The sequence below is a fragment of the Bacillus sp. ZY-1-1 genome (genome assembly GCF_003047165.1).
GTDB lineage: Bacteria > Bacillota > Bacilli > Bacillales > Bacillaceae > Bacillus > Bacillus velezensis.
In genome coordinates, this window is record NZ_CP027061.1 from 2301004 (window position 1) to 2316817 (window position 15814).

General features: G+C 45.5%; 15 protein-coding genes. All 15 read right to left on the reverse strand.

Going from position 1 to position 15814, the window contains the following annotated elements:
• Positions 1-11: 11 nt before the first annotated feature.
• Positions 12-1622, reverse strand: a complete 1611-nt coding sequence (gene fliF / locus C5I45_RS11405) for a flagellar basal-body MS-ring/collar protein FliF (protein ID WP_003154257.1) — start codon at positions 1620-1622, stop codon at positions 12-14.
• A gap of 42 nt (positions 1623-1664) precedes the next feature.
• Positions 1665-1985 carry a flagellar hook-basal body complex protein FliE gene (fliE, locus tag C5I45_RS11410; RefSeq protein WP_007409777.1) on the reverse strand — a complete coding sequence of 107 codons (321 nt, stop codon included), beginning with the start codon at positions 1983-1985 and terminating at the stop codon, positions 1665-1667.
• 10 nt (positions 1986-1995) lie between these two features.
• Positions 1996-2448, reverse strand: a complete 453-nt coding sequence (flgC, locus tag C5I45_RS11415; protein WP_003154259.1) for a flagellar basal body rod protein FlgC — start codon at positions 2446-2448, stop codon at positions 1996-1998.
• Positions 2448-2837, reverse strand: a complete 390-nt coding sequence (gene flgB, locus C5I45_RS11420) for a flagellar basal body rod protein FlgB (RefSeq protein ID WP_003154260.1) — start codon at positions 2835-2837, stop codon at positions 2448-2450. Before flgB ends, flgC begins: the two co-directional genes overlap by 1 nt.
• Before the next feature lie 353 nt (positions 2838-3190).
• Positions 3191-3970, reverse strand: a complete 780-nt coding sequence (gene codY, locus C5I45_RS11425) for a GTP-sensing pleiotropic transcriptional regulator CodY (RefSeq protein ID WP_003154263.1) — start codon at positions 3968-3970, stop codon at positions 3191-3193.
• Between the two features lie 37 nt (positions 3971-4007).
• On the reverse strand, positions 4008-5411 hold the full coding sequence (gene hslU, locus C5I45_RS11430) for an ATP-dependent protease ATPase subunit HslU (protein ID WP_014305002.1): 1404 nt from the start codon (positions 5409-5411) through the stop codon (positions 4008-4010).
• A 16-nt stretch (positions 5412-5427) separates the two neighbouring features.
• Entirely contained in the window at positions 5428-5973 is a 546-nt protein-coding gene (gene hslV, locus C5I45_RS11435; protein WP_003154267.1) for an ATP-dependent protease subunit HslV, read from the reverse strand.
• 15 nt (positions 5974-5988) lie between these two features.
• Entirely contained in the window at positions 5989-6906 is a 918-nt protein-coding gene (xerC, locus tag C5I45_RS11440; protein ID WP_007409774.1) for a tyrosine recombinase XerC, read from the reverse strand.
• Positions 6907-6975: 69 nt separating this feature from the next.
• Complete coding sequence (gene trmFO / locus C5I45_RS11445; RefSeq protein ID WP_003154273.1) at positions 6976-8283, reverse strand: FADH(2)-oxidizing methylenetetrahydrofolate--tRNA-(uracil(54)-C(5))-methyltransferase TrmFO; 1308 nt, start codon at positions 8281-8283, stop codon at positions 6976-6978.
• Positions 8284-8347: 64 nt separating this feature from the next.
• On the reverse strand, positions 8348-10423 hold the full coding sequence (gene topA / locus C5I45_RS11450) for a type I DNA topoisomerase (RefSeq protein ID WP_003154274.1): 2076 nt from the start codon (positions 10421-10423) through the stop codon (positions 8348-8350).
• A 181-nt stretch (positions 10424-10604) separates the two neighbouring features.
• Complete coding sequence (gene dprA, locus C5I45_RS11455; protein ID WP_015388238.1) at positions 10605-11504, reverse strand: DNA-processing protein DprA; 900 nt, start codon at positions 11502-11504, stop codon at positions 10605-10607.
• Between the two features lie 64 nt (positions 11505-11568).
• A complete protein-coding gene (gene sucD / locus C5I45_RS11460; protein WP_003154281.1) occupies positions 11569-12471 on the reverse strand; it encodes a succinate--CoA ligase subunit alpha in 903 nt (300 codons plus the stop codon).
• Between the two features lie 28 nt (positions 12472-12499).
• Positions 12500-13657, reverse strand: coding sequence for an ADP-forming succinate--CoA ligase subunit beta (gene sucC, locus C5I45_RS11465; protein ID WP_003154283.1), 1158 nt, complete (start codon positions 13655-13657; stop codon positions 12500-12502).
• A gap of 174 nt (positions 13658-13831) precedes the next feature.
• Positions 13832-14113, reverse strand: coding sequence for a FlhB-like flagellar biosynthesis protein (locus C5I45_RS11470; RefSeq protein ID WP_003154284.1), 282 nt, complete (start codon positions 14111-14113; stop codon positions 13832-13834).
• Positions 14110-15813: a glycosyl transferase gene (locus C5I45_RS11475; protein ID WP_107994394.1), complete on the reverse strand. Its 1704-nt coding sequence runs from the start codon at positions 15811-15813 to the stop codon at positions 14110-14112. Before C5I45_RS11475 ends, C5I45_RS11470 begins: the two co-directional genes overlap by 4 nt.
• Position 15814 lies beyond the last annotated feature (1 nt).

The window sequence follows — 15814 nt, forward strand, 5'->3', positions numbered from 1 at the left end:
TTCCATTCCCCCTAATCCTCGTCCAGCCAGCTTCGAAGCAATTTAGCAAAGTCTTCCGGTTTTTCTTTAGCCATTTTTTCAAGCTGTTTTCGTCTGACTGTTTCTTCCGTTTCAATTTTCTCTTCGTTGATATCAGGCAATCGAACCGGCTCCGGCGGTGTTTCATATTCATATTCTTCGTATTCATCCTCTTGTGAGCGTTTCTTTCTGATAAGGAGAATAATAAGCAGAATAATGGCCGCAAGCAGTACGCCGCCTGTAATATATACCCAGATCGGAAGACCTGAAGATTGTGCCGAATCTGTGTTCAGGCTTGTTTTTCCGTCAAACGGCTGAACGGATACAACGATTTTATTGTTGATATCATTGTCTGTCAGGTTTTGATTTTGCGTTTCGTTTTTATCAAGAGACGTTCTGACGACCGTTCCTAAAATCTTCTGTATATCAGCCTGTCTCTGTGCTGATAAGGAAGCGGCATTTTTCGGATTAGGCGGCTCCACCATGACCTGAATGCCTAAATCACGCACTTTATACGGGCTTTCCGCGATTTCTTTATGAATGCGGTTGACTTCATAGTTGATTTTATTGCTGCTTTTTTCGTAGTCCCCGCTGTTTGAACCGCCGTTTGTCTCGGCATAGTTCGCGGTGTCATTGCTTCCCGTTCCGGCCGTGCCGCCGTTGGCCGCACCGTCGCCTTTATACGTTTCCGCGACTTTTTCGGCGCTTACCGCTATGCCTTCCATGTTATCTTTATCTACAGGTTCGACAGTGTCTTCAGTGCGTTTTTCCTTCGTGAAGTCAATATCCGCCGTTACGGAAACAACGACCTTATCCTGCCCCATCATTGTGCCGAGCAGTGACTGAACATGTTTTTGAATGTCCTTTTCGACCTGCGACTTAATACCTTGCTGAGATGCATAACTGTCAGAAACGGACCCTGCACCGCTGTCACTTTTGTCATAATATGTAGAATTTTGATCCATTATGACGATATTATCTTCTTTTAAGTTCGGAACACTTTTAGAAACGAGATGGTACAGCCCGTTGATCTGGTTTTGATCAAGCGAGTAGCCCGGTTTCATCTGCAAAACGATGGATGCGGACGCTGCCGGCTGATCTTCACCGACGAACACGGCTTCTTTCGGCATATTGATCATGACCTTCGAGCTTTTAATACCGTCCATTTCATTTATCAGGTTTGACAATTCGGTCTGAGTCGCCTCAACCTTTAAAACGTCAAACTCATTATCTGTCAGGCCGAAGCCCGCATTTTGTCCGAAAAACGAATAATCAATTGATCCCGTTTTCGGCAGGCCTTCCGCGGCAAGCTGGACTTTAAGTGAATCCACTTGGCTCTCAGGAACCTTTATGACCGTGCCGCCGTCAGCAAGTTCAGAAGACACCTTTTTCGTATCGAGCTCTTCTTTAATCTTCCCCGCTTCTTCCGCGGACAAATCTTTATAAAGAGGCACCATCTTTTCAGACGAAGTAAAAATAATAACGACGATGAGTAAAATAATGAATGCGGCCAAGCCGCTTACCATGAGTATCTTCTGTGTTTTTGATCTGTTGTTCCAAAACGCTGCCGTTTTGGTTTTCATTTGCATTAGAGTACGATTCATGTTAACCCCCGGTCATTCCAGTCATTCTCTTCAATCTGACCACTACATCTGCATTCTCATGATTTCCTGATAGGCTTCCACGGCTTTATTGCGGAATTCGGTAGCGGCCGTCAGAGAGATATTTGCTTTTTGGGCAGCGATCATGACCTCGTCAAGGTTTACATCCTTTCCTGCAGCCAGTTCGTTCGTTATTTGGTCAGATTTTACTTGTGACTCATTTAACGAATCAATAGAGTTTTTTAAAAGCTCCGAAAAGCTTGTTTGGTTTGAAGAATCAGTTTTTTGAGTTTGGTTTAATTGATTCGTTACGTTTTGAGTGTTTTGGGTTTGTTGAAGCTGAAAAGGAGTAATAGCGTTAACCACTTACATCACCTTACTTTCCGATTTCTAAAGCCTTTAAAAGCATGCCTTTGGAGGCGTTTAATGCAGTTACGTTTGCTTCATATGATCTCGTGCTGCTGACAAGATCCACCATTTCTTTTAATGGGTCTACATTTGGTTTTTGTACATATCCGTCTTTATTCGCATCAGGATTCTCCGGATCATAAACGAGATTAAAAGCGGACGGGTCTTCCGTAACGCCAGATACCTTTACGCCATTTCCCGCGCTTCCTGTTCCGTTCATCTTGGAATGTAAAAGGGACGAAAATGATTCGCCTCCGGATTGGAGAGATACCAGCTTTCTTCTGTAAGGCACCCATTCGCCATTTACCTGCTTCGCTCTCGTTGTGTCCATATTGGCCAGGTTGGACGATACGACGTCCATCCGGACACGCTGTGCAGTTAAAGCGGAGCCCGAAATATTTAAGCTTTGAAAGCCACTCATTATTTTCCTCCTGTCAAGACGGTTTTCAGAGAATTGAATTTGCCGCTCATTCTTTCAACCAAAGCCTGATAATTAATTTGGTTTTCGGCTAAATCTGTCATTTCTTTATCGATATCGACATTGTTTCCGTTTTGCTGGTACGATGTATCACTGCTGGACACGATAGAATAATCGTCCCCCGAACCCGTAAAGTCAACGTGCCGATAGTCGGTTTTTACCGCCTCAAGATTGGATGTTTCCTGATCTAACAAATTTCGGAAAGAGACTTTTTTCGCCTTATAGTTCGGTGTATCTATATTGGCGATGTTATTAGTTAAGACTTTTTGCTTAATGTCCGCTCTCCCCAAGGCATTCTCAAGATTTTGTATAGTTCCAGAAAATAAGTCCAAATCCACTTACCTCCATTTCAGATATTTTTCTCCTAAAAACCCTTGTCGAGAATTGTAAAACCATATGCTTATTGTAAGAAATAACAGGCTTAAAGTCTATGAAGTTAGGCTAAAAAAAAGTGCTCAATTATATCTATTTTGCATGTAGGTATTAAGTCCTAGAGTATTTGGACTACAAGCATTTGTTTAATATAAGACTGAAAATAGCAGAATTTCTGTATCTTCCTCCTTTTTTCACACAGCAAGATGGATTATCTCAGATCAGCTTCCAATAAGCAACTTTAAACTGCAACTTTTCACCTATTGTCCATAAAAAAAGCAGGACCCCCATTTTCAGGGATCCTGCTTTTGTCTTAATGAGATTTAAGGTTTTCCAATTCAATAAGGAATTTGTTGTTCAGAACTTTAATGTACGTCCCCTTCATTCCCAATGATCTGGATTCAATGACGCCTGCGCTTTCCAGCTTTCTCAGCGCGTTAACGATTACTGAACGCGTAATGCCGACACGGTCCGCAATCTTACTTGCCACAAGCAAGCCTTCATTTCCGTCAAGCTCTTCAAAGATATGCTCAATCGCTTCAAGTTCACTGTAAGACAGAGAACTGATCGCCATTTGAACAACCGCTTTGCTTCGCGCCTCTTCTTCGATTTCTTCCGCTTTTTCTCTTAAAATCTCCATTCCTACAACGGTTGCTCCGTATTCAGCAAGAATGAGATCATCATCTTCAAATTGATCCTGCAGACGGGACAGAATCAGCGTGCCCAGTCTCTCTCCTCCGCCGATGATCGGCACGATCGTTGTTAAGCCCGCTTGGAACAGGTCTCTGTTTTCCACAGGAAACGCCGTGTATTCGCTGTTGATATCAAGGTTTGAAGACGTCTCCGGAACATTGAACAGATTTCTCGTGTACTCTTCCGGGAACTGGCGGTCTTCAAGCATTTTTTTCATGCGGTCATTTTCAATCTGCTGATTAATAGAGTAGCCCAAAAGCTTTCCTCTGCGGCTGACGACGAAAATATTAGAATCAATGACGTCACGAAGCGTTTCAGCCATTTCTTTAAAGTTTACGGGTTTGCCTGCCGCAGCCTGCAGCATGCTGTTAATAATTCGTGTTTTTTGTAGTAAAGCCATGATAAATAATCCTCCTAGAATTCCTCTTATTAAATTTTCACAATATAAATTGACTTAGATCTTTGTTGTTTGCAATCGTTCCGAGCTTTTCTTCAACATATTGCGGCGTGATGGCGACTTTTTCCATCGTCACGTCCGGCGCTTCAAACGACAGGTCTTCCAAGAGACGTTCCAATATCGTGTGAAGCCTTCTCGCTCCGATGTTGTCCGTATCCTGATTCACATGATAAGCCACTTCGGCGATCTTACGAATAGCTTCGTCAGAAAATTCAAGAGATATACCTTCTGTCTGCAATAAAGCCTGATATTGTTTTAACAGCGCGTTATCGGGTTCGACGAGAATCTTCACAAAATCATCCACCGTCAGCTTGCTCAATTCTACACGAATCGGAAAGCGGCCCTGCAGCTCCGGAATCAGATCAGACGGTTTGGCCATATGGAATGCCCCGGCTGCGATAAACAGCACGTGATCTGTTTTGACGGAGCCGTATTTCGTGACGACGGTAGATCCTTCGACAATCGGAAGGATATCTCTTTGAACGCCTTCTCTCGATACATCTGCTGAGGAAGAAGCCCCTCCGTTTTTTGCGATTTTATCTATTTCGTCAATAAAGATAATGCCGCCCTCTTCAGCTCTTAACACGGCCTCTTGGCCGACTTCATCCATATCGATTAATTTGCCTGCCTCTTCATTGGTCAGAACCTTCCTTGCTTCTCTGACCGTCATTTTGCGGCGTTTTTTCTTTTTTGGCATCAGATTGCTCAGCGCATCCTGCATATTCATGCCCATCTGCTCCATCCCGGAGCCTTGCAGCATGTCAAACATCGACGGCTGCTGCTCTTCCACCTCTACGGAGACGTAATGGTCTTCGAGCTCTCCCAATGCGAGCTGATGCGCCATGCGTTTTCTTTTTTCTTCAAGGCTTGCTTCTTCCTGCTGATCGGCTTCATCATCATTTGCCGTCTGACTTCCTCCGAAAAGCATTTCAAACGGATTTTTCACACCCGCTTGTTTTTTCTTTCCCGGAACGAGAAGCCGCACGATACGTTTGTTTGCATTTTCTTCAGCCTGTTCTTTCACTTCGCTGATTTTTTCTTCTTTAATGAGCCGCACGGATGTCTCAACGAGGTCTCTGACCATTGATTCGACATCTCTGCCTACATAGCCGACTTCTGTAAATTTTGTCGCTTCAATTTTTATAAATGGCGCACCGGTAAGCTTGGCGATCCGTCTGGCGATCTCTGTTTTCCCCACCCCGGTCGGGCCCATCATCAGGATGTTTTTGGGAACGATCTCGTCTCTCAGTTTTTCATCAAGAAGACTTCTGCGATAGCGGTTTCTTAATGCCACGGCGACAGCTTTTTTCGCATCCTGCTGTCCTACAATGTATTGATCCAACCGATCTACGATTTGTCTCGGTGTTAACGGTTTGTTTTCCATGCGCCTCAAGTCCTTTCTATTCAAGTTCTTCCAAAATGATCTGATCGTTTGTGTACACACAAATCTCGCCTGCGATTTTCAAAGCGGCTTTTGCAATATCTTTGGCGGACAGATTCTCTCCGGCATAGGTTTTCAGCGCTCTTCCTGCTGAAAGGGCGTAGTTTCCGCCGGAGCCGATTGCCAAAATGCCGTCATCCGGCTCAATCACTTCACCTGTTCCCGATACGAGAAGCAAGGTATCCTGGTTCATGACAATCAGCATGGCTTCCAGCTTGCGCAGCACTTTATCGCTGCGCCATTCTTTCGCAAGCTCAACCGACGCACGTTTTAAATTGCCGTTGTATTCTTCAAGCTTCGCCTCAAACATTTCAAAAAGTGTGAAAGCGTCTGCAACAGATCCCGCAAATCCGGCCAGAACCTTTCCGTTAAACAGCTTTCTCACTTTTCTCGCGGTATGTTTCATGACTACAGCCTGACCGAATGTGACCTGGCCGTCTCCTGACATAGCGCTTTTCCCGTTATGCTGGACGGCAAAAATCGTTGTCGCATGAAAAGATGACATGAGAAGGGCCTCCTTTTAATTTTCTTTAAAAGCTCTCGGGTGGTGGGACATATATGTGTTTCTCAGCATTTCCTTCGATACATGCGTGTATATCTGCGTAGAAGACAGATTGGAATGGCCCAAAAGCTCCTGGACGCTTCTTAAATCAGCCCCTTCATTCAGCAGATGAGTCGCAAACGTGTGCCGAAGCATATGCGGGTGTATATGTAAAGTGCCGGATGCTTTTTTTACAAGCCCGCTTAAAATATACCGGATTCCTCTGGCGGTCAGCGGGCCGCCTCTTTGATTGACAAACAGCACATCATGAGGCTCTTTTGCTTTTTCAAGCAGGCACTGCCTTCCGCTGTTGATATACAGCTCCAGCGCATCACGGGCATATGAGCCGAACGGGATATAGCGCTGCTTCTTGCCTTTCCCGTGAACGAGCACCGTATCCATGAACAGGTCAAGATCGCCGACAGTGAGCGTACAGCACTCACTGACCCTCATTCCGGTCGCATAAAGAAGCTCAAGCAGGGCCTGATCGCGCATCCCTGACGGCTGACTTCTGTCTGAGACAGCGAATAGTTCCTCAAGTTCTTTTTCATAAAGAAACTTCGGAATCCGTTTCTCTTGTTTCGGCAGATGAACAAGCTGAAACGGATTCTCTTCAACAAGCTTTTCCCTCATTAAAAATTTATAGAAGCTTCTCAAAGCTGAAATTTTCTTGCTGATTGTTTTTCTTGACAGGCCTTTTTCATAAGCCTCTGTCAAAAATATTCTCACATCATGATATGCAGCTTCTTTCATTCCATTTATATTTTGAGCATGCAGAAACATCCCAAATTCTTCAATCGAATTAACATAATTCACAATAGTATATTGTGAATAATTTTTTTCAATTTGTAAATATTCAACGAATAACTTTAAAAAAAAGTTAACATTCTCAGTCATTATGAAGACCTCCCTCTCCGAAGGGCTTTTAAATGGTATCATATAATGCATCGAAGTTGCAATGAAAAGCTATATCGTTTTCGAAATAGTTTGAATAGTCTCAATTGCGCGTTTAGCGTATTCTTCATTTCGTTCTTTTTTGTTTTTAATTTTTACAGGCAATTCTTTTAAGAGGCCGAAGTTTGCATTCATCGGCTGGAAGTTCTTCTGATTTGTCGTCGTAATGTAGTGAGCCATGCTTCCGATCGCCGTCTCCTGCGGGAATGTCACAAGATCCTGACCGAGCACAAGTTTGGCGGCATTGATTCCCGCTACAAGACCTGAAGCGGCAGATTCAACATAACCCTCTACACCGGTCATTTGGCCCGCGAAAAACAGATCGTTCCGCTGTTTAAATTGATATGTCGGGTTCAAAAGGCTCGGCGAGTTGATAAATGTGTTTCTGTGCATGACGCCGTATCTGACGATATCAACATTTTCAAGGCCGGGGATCAGTTTCAGCACTTCTTTTTGATCTCCCCATTTTAAATGTGTCTGAAAACCTACAATATTATAAAGCGTTCCCGCCGCGTCATCCTGTCTGAGCTGAACGACTGCATAAGGGCGCTTGCCTGTTTTCGGATCTTCCAGTCCGACCGGTTTCATCGGTCCGAACAGCATCGTTTTCTTGCCTCTTTTCGCCATGACTTCAATCGGCATGCAGCCTTCAAAGAAGATTTCTTTCTCGAATTCTTTTAAAGGAACCGTCTCAGCCGTCGTCAATGCTTCATAGAAACGGTCAAACTCTTCCTCTGTCATCGGGCAGTTTAAGTATGCCGCTTCTCCCTTGTCATAACGGGATTTTAAGTACACTTTATCCATATCAAGGCTGTCTTTTTCGACAATCGGCGCCGCCGCGTCATAAAAATACAGATACTCTTCTCCCGTGAGCTCTTTCAGCTGCTGTGAAAGCGATTCTGATGTAAGCGGTCCGGTCGCGATAACCGTCGGGCCTTCCGGAATCTCTGTTACTTCCTCAGTAAGAACCGTTACGTTCGGATGGTTTTTCACGAGATCCGTCACGCTTTGCGCAAATTCATGGCGGTCAACGGCAAGCGCTCCCCCTGCCGGAACCGAGCATTTATCAGCAGATTGAATGATTGCTGAGTCAAGCGCCCGCATTTCTTCTTTTAATACGCCTACCGCATTGGCGAGTGTATTTGAACGGAGGGAGTTGCTGCATACCAGTTCAGCGAATTTATCGGTATGATGGGCTGCCGTCTGCCTGACGGGCCGCATTTCGTATAGTTTTACTTGAATTCCTCGTTTTGCAAGCTGCCATGCCGCTTCACTTCCGGCAAGGCCTGCTCCGATTACATTAACTGTTTGCTGGTTCATTTCTTTTCATCTCCTGTTGTTTGTCCCTTCCACACAAAGAAGGTGAGCAAGGCTCTGCTCACCGCTACTTCTGTGGTTCTTCCTTATAATCGCATTCGACGCATTGGACTTGTATGCCTTTTTTAAGCTTTTTCTCTACGAGCATATTTTCACATTTCGGGCATTTTCGTTCAATCGGTTTGTCCCAAGATACGAAGTCGCATTCAGGATAACGGTCACAGCCGTAAAAGACGCGTTTCTTTTTTGATTTTCGTTCGACAATATTTCCTTCATGGCACTTAGGACATTTTACGCCGATTTGTTTAACAATCGGTTTTGTATTCCGGCAGTCAGGGAAGTTGGAACACGCCATAAATTTACCGTATCGGCCCATTTTATAAACCATCCGGGAGCCGCATAATTCACAATCTTCATCTGCGTATTCAGGTTCAATTTCCACTTCTTTCATTTCAGCTTCCGCTTTTTTCACGCGTTTTTCGAAATCGGTATAGAAGCTGTCAATGATTTGAACCCATTCTGTCTCGCCATCTTCAACATGGTCAAGGTCCCTTTCCATTTTAGCCGTGAATTCAACGTTGATGATTTCCGGGAAAAACTCCATGATAAGATCCAGCACGATCTGCCCAAGCTCAGTCGGCACAAACCGTTTATTGTCTAATCCCACGTAACCGCGGCGCTGGATGGTGTCAAGAGTCGGCGCATATGTCGAAGGACGGCCGATCCCCAGTTCTTCAAGCGTTTTAACCAGGCGCGCCTCTGTGTAACGCGGAGGCGGCTGAGTAAAGTGCTGCTCAGGCTCAATATCTTTTGATAAAACCGTGTCTCCCTCTTTAAGGTCCGGAAGCATGCGGTCTTTTTCTTCCAGCTGATCGTCTTTACCCTCTACATAGACTTTCATGAAGCCGGCGAATTTGACTTTACTTCCGTTTGCCCGGAATGTCAATCCGTTATTGCTGAGATCGACGCTCATCGTATCAAGTACGGCAGGCGCCATCTGGCTTGCAACAAAACGCTCCCAAATCAGCTTGTATAGTCTGAGCTGGTCTCTTCCAAGCACCGCTTTTAAGTCGGCAGGTTTTCTGAGCACCGAAGTCGGGCGGATCGCTTCGTGGGCATCTTGAGCGTTTTCATTTTTCTTTGCCGGTTTCCGTTTTCCCGCTAAGTACTCTTTTCCGTATGCCTGATCAATAAAAGCTGACGCCTCTTCAACGGCTGTATTGGAAATCCGCGTTGAGTCCGTTCTCATATACGTGATGAGTCCGACTGTCCCTTCTTTGCCGAGATCAATTCCTTCATATAATTGCTGAGCGATCATCATCGTTTTCTTCGCTCTGAAATTCAGCTTCCTGGCAGCCTCCTGCTGCAGAGTTGACGTTGTAAACGGCAGAGCGGGATTTCGTTTGCGCTCTTTTTTCGTCACCTTGTCAACTGTATACTTATTGCCTTTCAGCTGAGCAAGGACGGCTTTTACGTCTTCTTCGCTTTTTAAAGGAAGCTTTTTGCCGTTTTTCCCGAAAAATCCGGCTTCAAACGTCTCTTTTCCCTTTAAAAATGAGCCGGTAATCGTCCAGTACTCTTCAGGTTTAAAGTCATTGATTTCCTTTTCCCGGTCGATGATCAGCCGGAGCGCAACGGATTGAACACGGCCCGCACTGAGGCCTTTTTTTACTTTTTTCCAAAGAATCGGGCTGATTTTGTATCCGACGAGTCTGTCTAGTATGCGGCGCGCCTGCTGCGCATCGACAAGATCCATGTTAATCATGCGCGGATGTTTAAATGATTCTTTAATGGCGTCTTTCGTTATTTCATTAAAGACGACCCGGCAGTCAGAGCTGAGATCCAGATCAAGGCTGTGTGCGAGATGCCATGCAATCGCTTCCCCTTCTCTGTCGGGGTCGGCCGCGAGATAGACTTTTTTTGCTTTCTTTGCCGCTGTTTTTAATTCTTTTAAAACAGGGCCTTTTCCGCGGATCGTAATATATTTCGGTTCAAAGTTCTGTTCGATGTCAACTCCCATTTGACTTTTCGGAAGATCCCGGACATGTCCCATTGAAGCTTTGACTTTATATTTCTTCCCTAAATAACGTTCAATCGTTTTCGCCTTTGCCGGCGATTCCACGATGACTAGATAATCAGACATTTTCATCCCCCTCAAGAGGTGTTCTCTCTCTTTTCAAGTATCAATTCATTTTAGAGCTGCCTTTTTATGGCTTTCAACATTTCATTCTTTATGATGAACGTCATTTTATACATGAAAATAATATGCAACTTTAAATCCTCACTATTATTAAATATTACAATACCGTTTGTCAAACGATATTTCAAAAGGGTTCCGTATACTGAACGCATCGGGCGGTCAGCTCTCCGTCAATATCCTCTGCGCATAATACAGCTTTCGCCCCTTCTTGAATGAGTTTTATAGGTCCTCCGGAATATGGATTAAATATGGAACCCGGAACGGCAAATACCTCTCTGCCTTGATCGAGGGCCTGGTAAGCTGTGATTAATGAACCGCTTTTTTCTTTTCCCTGCACGACCACAATTCCTTCACTTAGTCCGCTGATTATGCGGTTTCTCATCGGAAAGTGCCATTTTTTCGGCTTTGTTTCAGGAGGATGTTCTGAGAGTAGGAGATGGTGTTCAGCCATGTATTCTGCTAACAGGAGATTTTCCCGGGGATAGATGTGATGGAATCCGCCGGCTATCACGCCGATCGTAAGCCCTTTTGCCCTGATGCTCGCCTTATGAGACAAACCGTCTATACCGGATGCAAGCCCGCTTACAATGACCCAGCCTTTTTTTGAGAGTTCGGCGGAAAGATGCCCAGCCGCTTTTATTCCGTCTTCCGTCGGTTTCCGCGTTCCTACAATCCCGATTTTTCTGCCTTTTTCAAGAAGCGGTGTGTTCCCTTTTGCATACAAGACAGCCGGCGGATCATAAATCGCTTTAAGCCATGTTGGGTAGCGGCTTGATGAAATCGGAATAACAGTAATGCCTTCGCGGCGGTAATCGGACAGAACTTCATCAAGTTCCGGATCCTTGCGCTCTATTTCCCGAAAAATTGCTTCCGGGGCTGTTTTCCCTTCTGATAAAACAGTTAATGGATGCGGATCCGGTAAAAAAGACAGAGAGTGATCAGCTTTCCACCATTTTAATAGAAGAGACGGGGAAATGATTTGATTAATACTGCAGACCATTAAACAGCGCGATGCTTGATCCAAATCGGGCAACCTCCTCTTTTTTCAGCAAAAACAGGAACAGCCGTTACGGCTGCCCCTGCTTCGATCAGTGCGTTTTGCACGTTTCAAATAAGCCTTTTTCTTTTAACACCTTAATCAGCGTTTCACCCATTACAGAAGGGGTTTCCGCGACTTCAATTCCGCAGGCGTTCATCGTTTTGACTTTTTCTTCTGCCGTGCCTTTTCCTCCGGAGATGATGGCGCCCGCATGGCCCATGCGTTTTCCCGGAGGCGCGGTTTTACCGCCGATAAAGCCGACAACAGGCTTCGTCATGTTCGCTTTCACCCACTCAGCCGCTTCTTCTTCAGCTGTGCCGCCGATTTCTCCGATCATGATGACGGCATGTGTTTCAGGATCTTCATTGAACGCTTTTAACACGTCAATAAAGTTCGTGCCGTTGACCGGATCGCCGCCGATCCCTACAGCGGTAGACTGGCCTACGCCGGCTTCTGAAAGCTGATGGACGGCCTCGTATGTCAATGTTCCTGAACGGGATACAACGCCTACATGACCCTTTTTATGAATGTATCCCGGCATAATGCCGATCTTGCATTCTTCAGGTGTAATAACACCCGGGCAGTTCGGCCCTATTAATCTCGTTTTCTTGCCTTCCATAAAGCGCTTCACTTTCACCATGTCCAAAACCGGAATGTGCTCAGTGATACAAATGACAAGATCAATTTCTGCGTCAACCGCTTCCATAATTGCGTCCGCCGCAAACGGAGCCGGAACGTAAATGACTGACGCATCAGCGCCCGTTGTGTGAACCGCTTCTGCGACCGTATTGAATACCGGTACGCCTTCCGCTTCCGTTCCGCCTTTTCCAGGTGTTACACCGCCAACGATATTCGTGCCGTATTCCAGCATCTGCTTTGTATGAAATAAAGCGGTAGAACCTGTAATCCCCTGTACAATAACTCTTGTATCTTTATTGATAAAAACACTCATTATCTGGTCCCCTGCCTTTCATTCTTTCCTAAACTAAGGATACGATTTTCTGTGCGCCGTCTGCCATTGATTCCGCAGATGTGATGTTTAAGCCTGATTCATTCAGGATTTTCTTTCCTAAATCTACGTTTGTCCCTTCAAGGCGCACGACCAGCGGCAATGTCAATCCGACTTGTCTCGTCGCTTCAACAACGCCCTCGGCGATGACATCACACTTCATGATGCCTCCGAAAATATTAACGAAAATTCCTTTTACATTTTGATCGGAAAGAATGATTTTAAAAGCTTCCGTCACTTTTTCTGCGGTTGCGCCGCCCCCGACATCAAGGAAGTTTGCAGGTTCTCCGCCGTAGTGTTTAATGATATCCATTGTAGACATTGCAAGACCCGCGCCGTTTACCATACAGCCGATATTTCCATCAAGGGAAATGTAGCTTAAATCGTATTTTGACGCTTCGATTTCTTTCGGATCTTCTTCATCTAAATCTCTGTATTCCATAATGTCTTTTTGTCTGTATAACGCATTGCTGTCGAAGTTCAGCTTAGCATCCAGCGCCATGACGTTTCCGTCCCCCGTAACGACGAGAGGGTTGATCTCAGCGATGGAGCAGTCCTTCTCAACAAATGCTTTATATAAACCGAGCATAAATTTAGCGGCTTTGCCGACAAGCTCTTTCGGGATGTTAATTGCGAATGCAATTTCCCTTGCCTGATAGCCCTGAAGGCCGACAGCCGGATCAATTACCGCTTTTTTAATTTTTTCAGGTGTTTTTTCCGCTACTTCTTCAATCTCCGTTCCGCCTTCTTCAGACGCCATTAAAACGATTCTTGAAGTAGCGCGGTCAAGTACAAGCCCGACATAGTATTCCTTTTTAATATCGCAGCCTTCTTCAATAAGTAAGCGTTTTATTACTTGTCCGTCCGGACCCGTTTGATGTGTGACGAGCGTCTTGCCTAACAGTTCTTCGGCATACTCTTTCACTTCATCTTTTGTTTTTGCAATCTTTACCCCACCAGCTTTGCCGCGGCCGCCAGCATGGATTTGCGCCTTTACGACATAAACCGAGCTTGACAGGCTCTCTGCTTTTTCAACTGCTTCCTCTGCTGTAAAAGCCACTTTACCTTCAGGAACAGACACCCCGTATTTTCTGAGGACTTCTTTTCCCTGGTACTCATGGATATTCATTTCCCATCCTCCTAACTTATGTAGCAAAACTAAAAATAGACTGCGCTTTCATTCTATATAATACTGGAAGAATTGTCTAGGGTTCAAAACAAAATCTTTATATCCTTCCAAACATTCTAACTTTTATTTTATTGAAAATATAAATTTAAACGGAGTCCGGGAAATGAATGGTCCTTATTTTTCGTTTTTCAGGGTTTCGTCCAGTCTGTAAACAAATGAAAAAATTTCGGCAACGGTTTCATAAAGCGCCTCCGGTATGTGATCGTCAACCGTCAAATGGCGCATTAATTCGACAAGGGTTCTGTCTTCCTGAATGGGAACCCCAGCCTTCTCAGCTTCTTTTATAATATTTTCCGCCACGTGCCCCCTGCCTGTTGCGACAACCTTCGGGGCTTGGTCTTTCTGCCGGTCGTAATGCAGGGCGACAGCTCTTCTTAACGGCGTTTGCTCTTTCATATTTTCACATCCACTTTTCTTCCGCCGTCTTTTTCTATAAACTCTTCCACAAGAGCGCTCTGGTCTTTCGGGCGCCGTTTTTTAGACGTGACGCCTGACAGGCTGAAGCCCGTTTCTTTTACGGCTTCTTTTAAAGCCGGTACGAGAGTGTCGATGGCCGCCTGAAGCTCAAAATCAGTCTCAACCGTAATGGTCATTACATTTTGCTGAATCATGCAGTCCACAACGGTTTCTTGCAGTGTTTCAAGATGCAGCAAAAACAGGAGCCTGCAATGTGACGGATCGAGTTTTCCGTCCGGCTTCTTCCGTCCTTTAAAGAGAACTGTGATGTCATTCTCATACGCGGACGCTCCCAGCGGAAATGACAGCACCATCTGCGTAAAAGAAGGGTTATGCTGCTCAATAAACAGCTGGCCGTTTAATTTATGAATAAGCGGTTCCGCCTCTTGTTTAACGGATTGGGGCGCTTCTTGAAGCGTCCGGACGGCTTGGAGGGCCGTTTTCAGCGCTTGTTTCTCCGGCTGCGGAGATACGCCTTTTTCAAGCGCTGTAATGAATGATAATTCATCACGCGTGCCCAATCCTTTTTTGATTTTCTGCAAAAGGCTTAATACATCATCTTTTTCCGCATATTTCAATTCGGTGAGCTGAACGGCTTTTTCGAAAACAGCCGCCTCCTGTTCTGTCAGATGTGCTTTTTGAAGAACAGGTGCTGTTTTAAATGTTTTTTCTTGAGAAATGAAAGCCTTAATGATCTCCGCCGTTTCTTTTACGGGGCGGTTTTCAGTTTTTTCTGCCGATGTCATTAATTTCTCTATAATCTGTTTTGCCGTTTTTTCAGGAAGTTCCGGATCTGTCCGCGCACTCGGAGGAGAAGGTTGGCTTGAGACTGCCTTTCCGTTTTCACGAGTCTCTCTGACAAATGGTGATTGTTTTGATTCCGTCCGTTCTCCTTCATCCATCAGCCCGGTTTCTGGGATCGGCATGCGTGCAGCCTCGGCAAGCTTCTTCAAGAGACGTTCTGCATGAAGATCCGTTTCCGCGTTTAATACGTCAGAAACCGCCTCTTTGAGCACAGACAGCTCTTTTGCCGATTGCGGAGCCTGATTGATTGCCTGAAGCAGTCCTGAGAGGAGGCGACGGGTCGGAACCGGATATTTAACGGCATGAATGGATGACAAGACTTCCGGATGTGCGGGCAGTTCCCGTTTCAGCGCAAATACGATTGTTTCCGCCGCTTTTTTCAATTCGGCGGCCGGAAGCGATTCAGCCCAGCGGATGCAGGCTTTGAGGCTGTTTTCCGTCATCGGCAGCTTCTGCTGCATAAACGTTTCGGCAATCTGCAGAGACACAGGGCCCGGTTTGACGGAAAGAGCGTTTAACAGTCTACCCGCCGCTTCCTGAACGGTTTTCGGGCTTCCTTCGAATTGGTCGATGACATGAAGCCGGCCCGTTTTTTCCGCCGGCTGTTTGTCATAAGAAAACCAGTAATACGCCTGCGGACGAAGGGCGGTTTCAAGTTTTCCCTGCATCGTCCGGCCGCCGATCTGGATAAGAGCGCTTTGATCGTCCAGCAAACGGAGAACCTTCCCTAACAGCAGCCTTTGAGTACCGCTGTCTTTACCGCCGTCCTGCCGGTCCGGAGGGATTTCCGCCGTCAGCTGTCTGAAAGCCGCTTGGATTTCGCCGCTAATGTTCATG

What these genes read in the sequence shown, in the direction of transcription:
- codY (WP_003154263.1), bottom strand. Translation starts at nt 3,970, where the DNA reads ATGGCTTTACTACAAAAAACACGAATTATTAACAGCATGCTGCAGGCT.
- sucC (WP_003154283.1), bottom strand. Translation starts at nt 13,657, where the DNA reads ATGAATATCCATGAGTACCAGGGAAAAGAAGTCCTCAGAAAATACGGG.
- fliF (WP_003154257.1), bottom strand. Translation starts at nt 1,622, where the DNA reads ATGAATCGTACTCTAATGCAAATGAAAACCAAAACGGCAGCGTTTTGG.
- C5I45_RS11475 (WP_107994394.1), bottom strand. Translation starts at nt 15,813, where the DNA reads ATGAACATTAGCGGCGAAATCCAAGCGGCTTTCAGACAGCTGACGGCG.
- hslU (WP_014305002.1), bottom strand. Translation starts at nt 5,411, where the DNA reads ATGGAAAACAAACCGTTAACACCGAGACAAATCGTAGATCGGTTGGAT.
- xerC (WP_007409774.1), bottom strand. Translation starts at nt 6,906, where the DNA reads ATGACTGAGAATGTTAACTTTTTTTTAAAGTTATTCGTTGAATATTTA.
- trmFO (WP_003154273.1), bottom strand. Translation starts at nt 8,283, where the DNA reads ATGAACCAGCAAACAGTTAATGTAATCGGAGCAGGCCTTGCCGGAAGT.
- C5I45_RS11470 (WP_003154284.1), bottom strand. Translation starts at nt 14,113, where the DNA reads ATGAAAGAGCAAACGCCGTTAAGAAGAGCTGTCGCCCTGCATTACGAC.
- flgC (WP_003154259.1), bottom strand. Translation starts at nt 2,448, where the DNA reads ATGAGTGGCTTTCAAAGCTTAAATATTTCGGGCTCCGCTTTAACTGCA.
- topA (WP_003154274.1), bottom strand. Translation starts at nt 10,423, where the DNA reads ATGTCTGATTATCTAGTCATCGTGGAATCGCCGGCAAAGGCGAAAACG.
- hslV (WP_003154267.1), bottom strand. Translation starts at nt 5,973, where the DNA reads ATGTCATCTTTTCATGCGACAACGATTTTTGCCGTCCAGCATAACGGG.
- sucD (WP_003154281.1), bottom strand. Translation starts at nt 12,471, where the DNA reads ATGAGTGTTTTTATCAATAAAGATACAAGAGTTATTGTACAGGGGATT.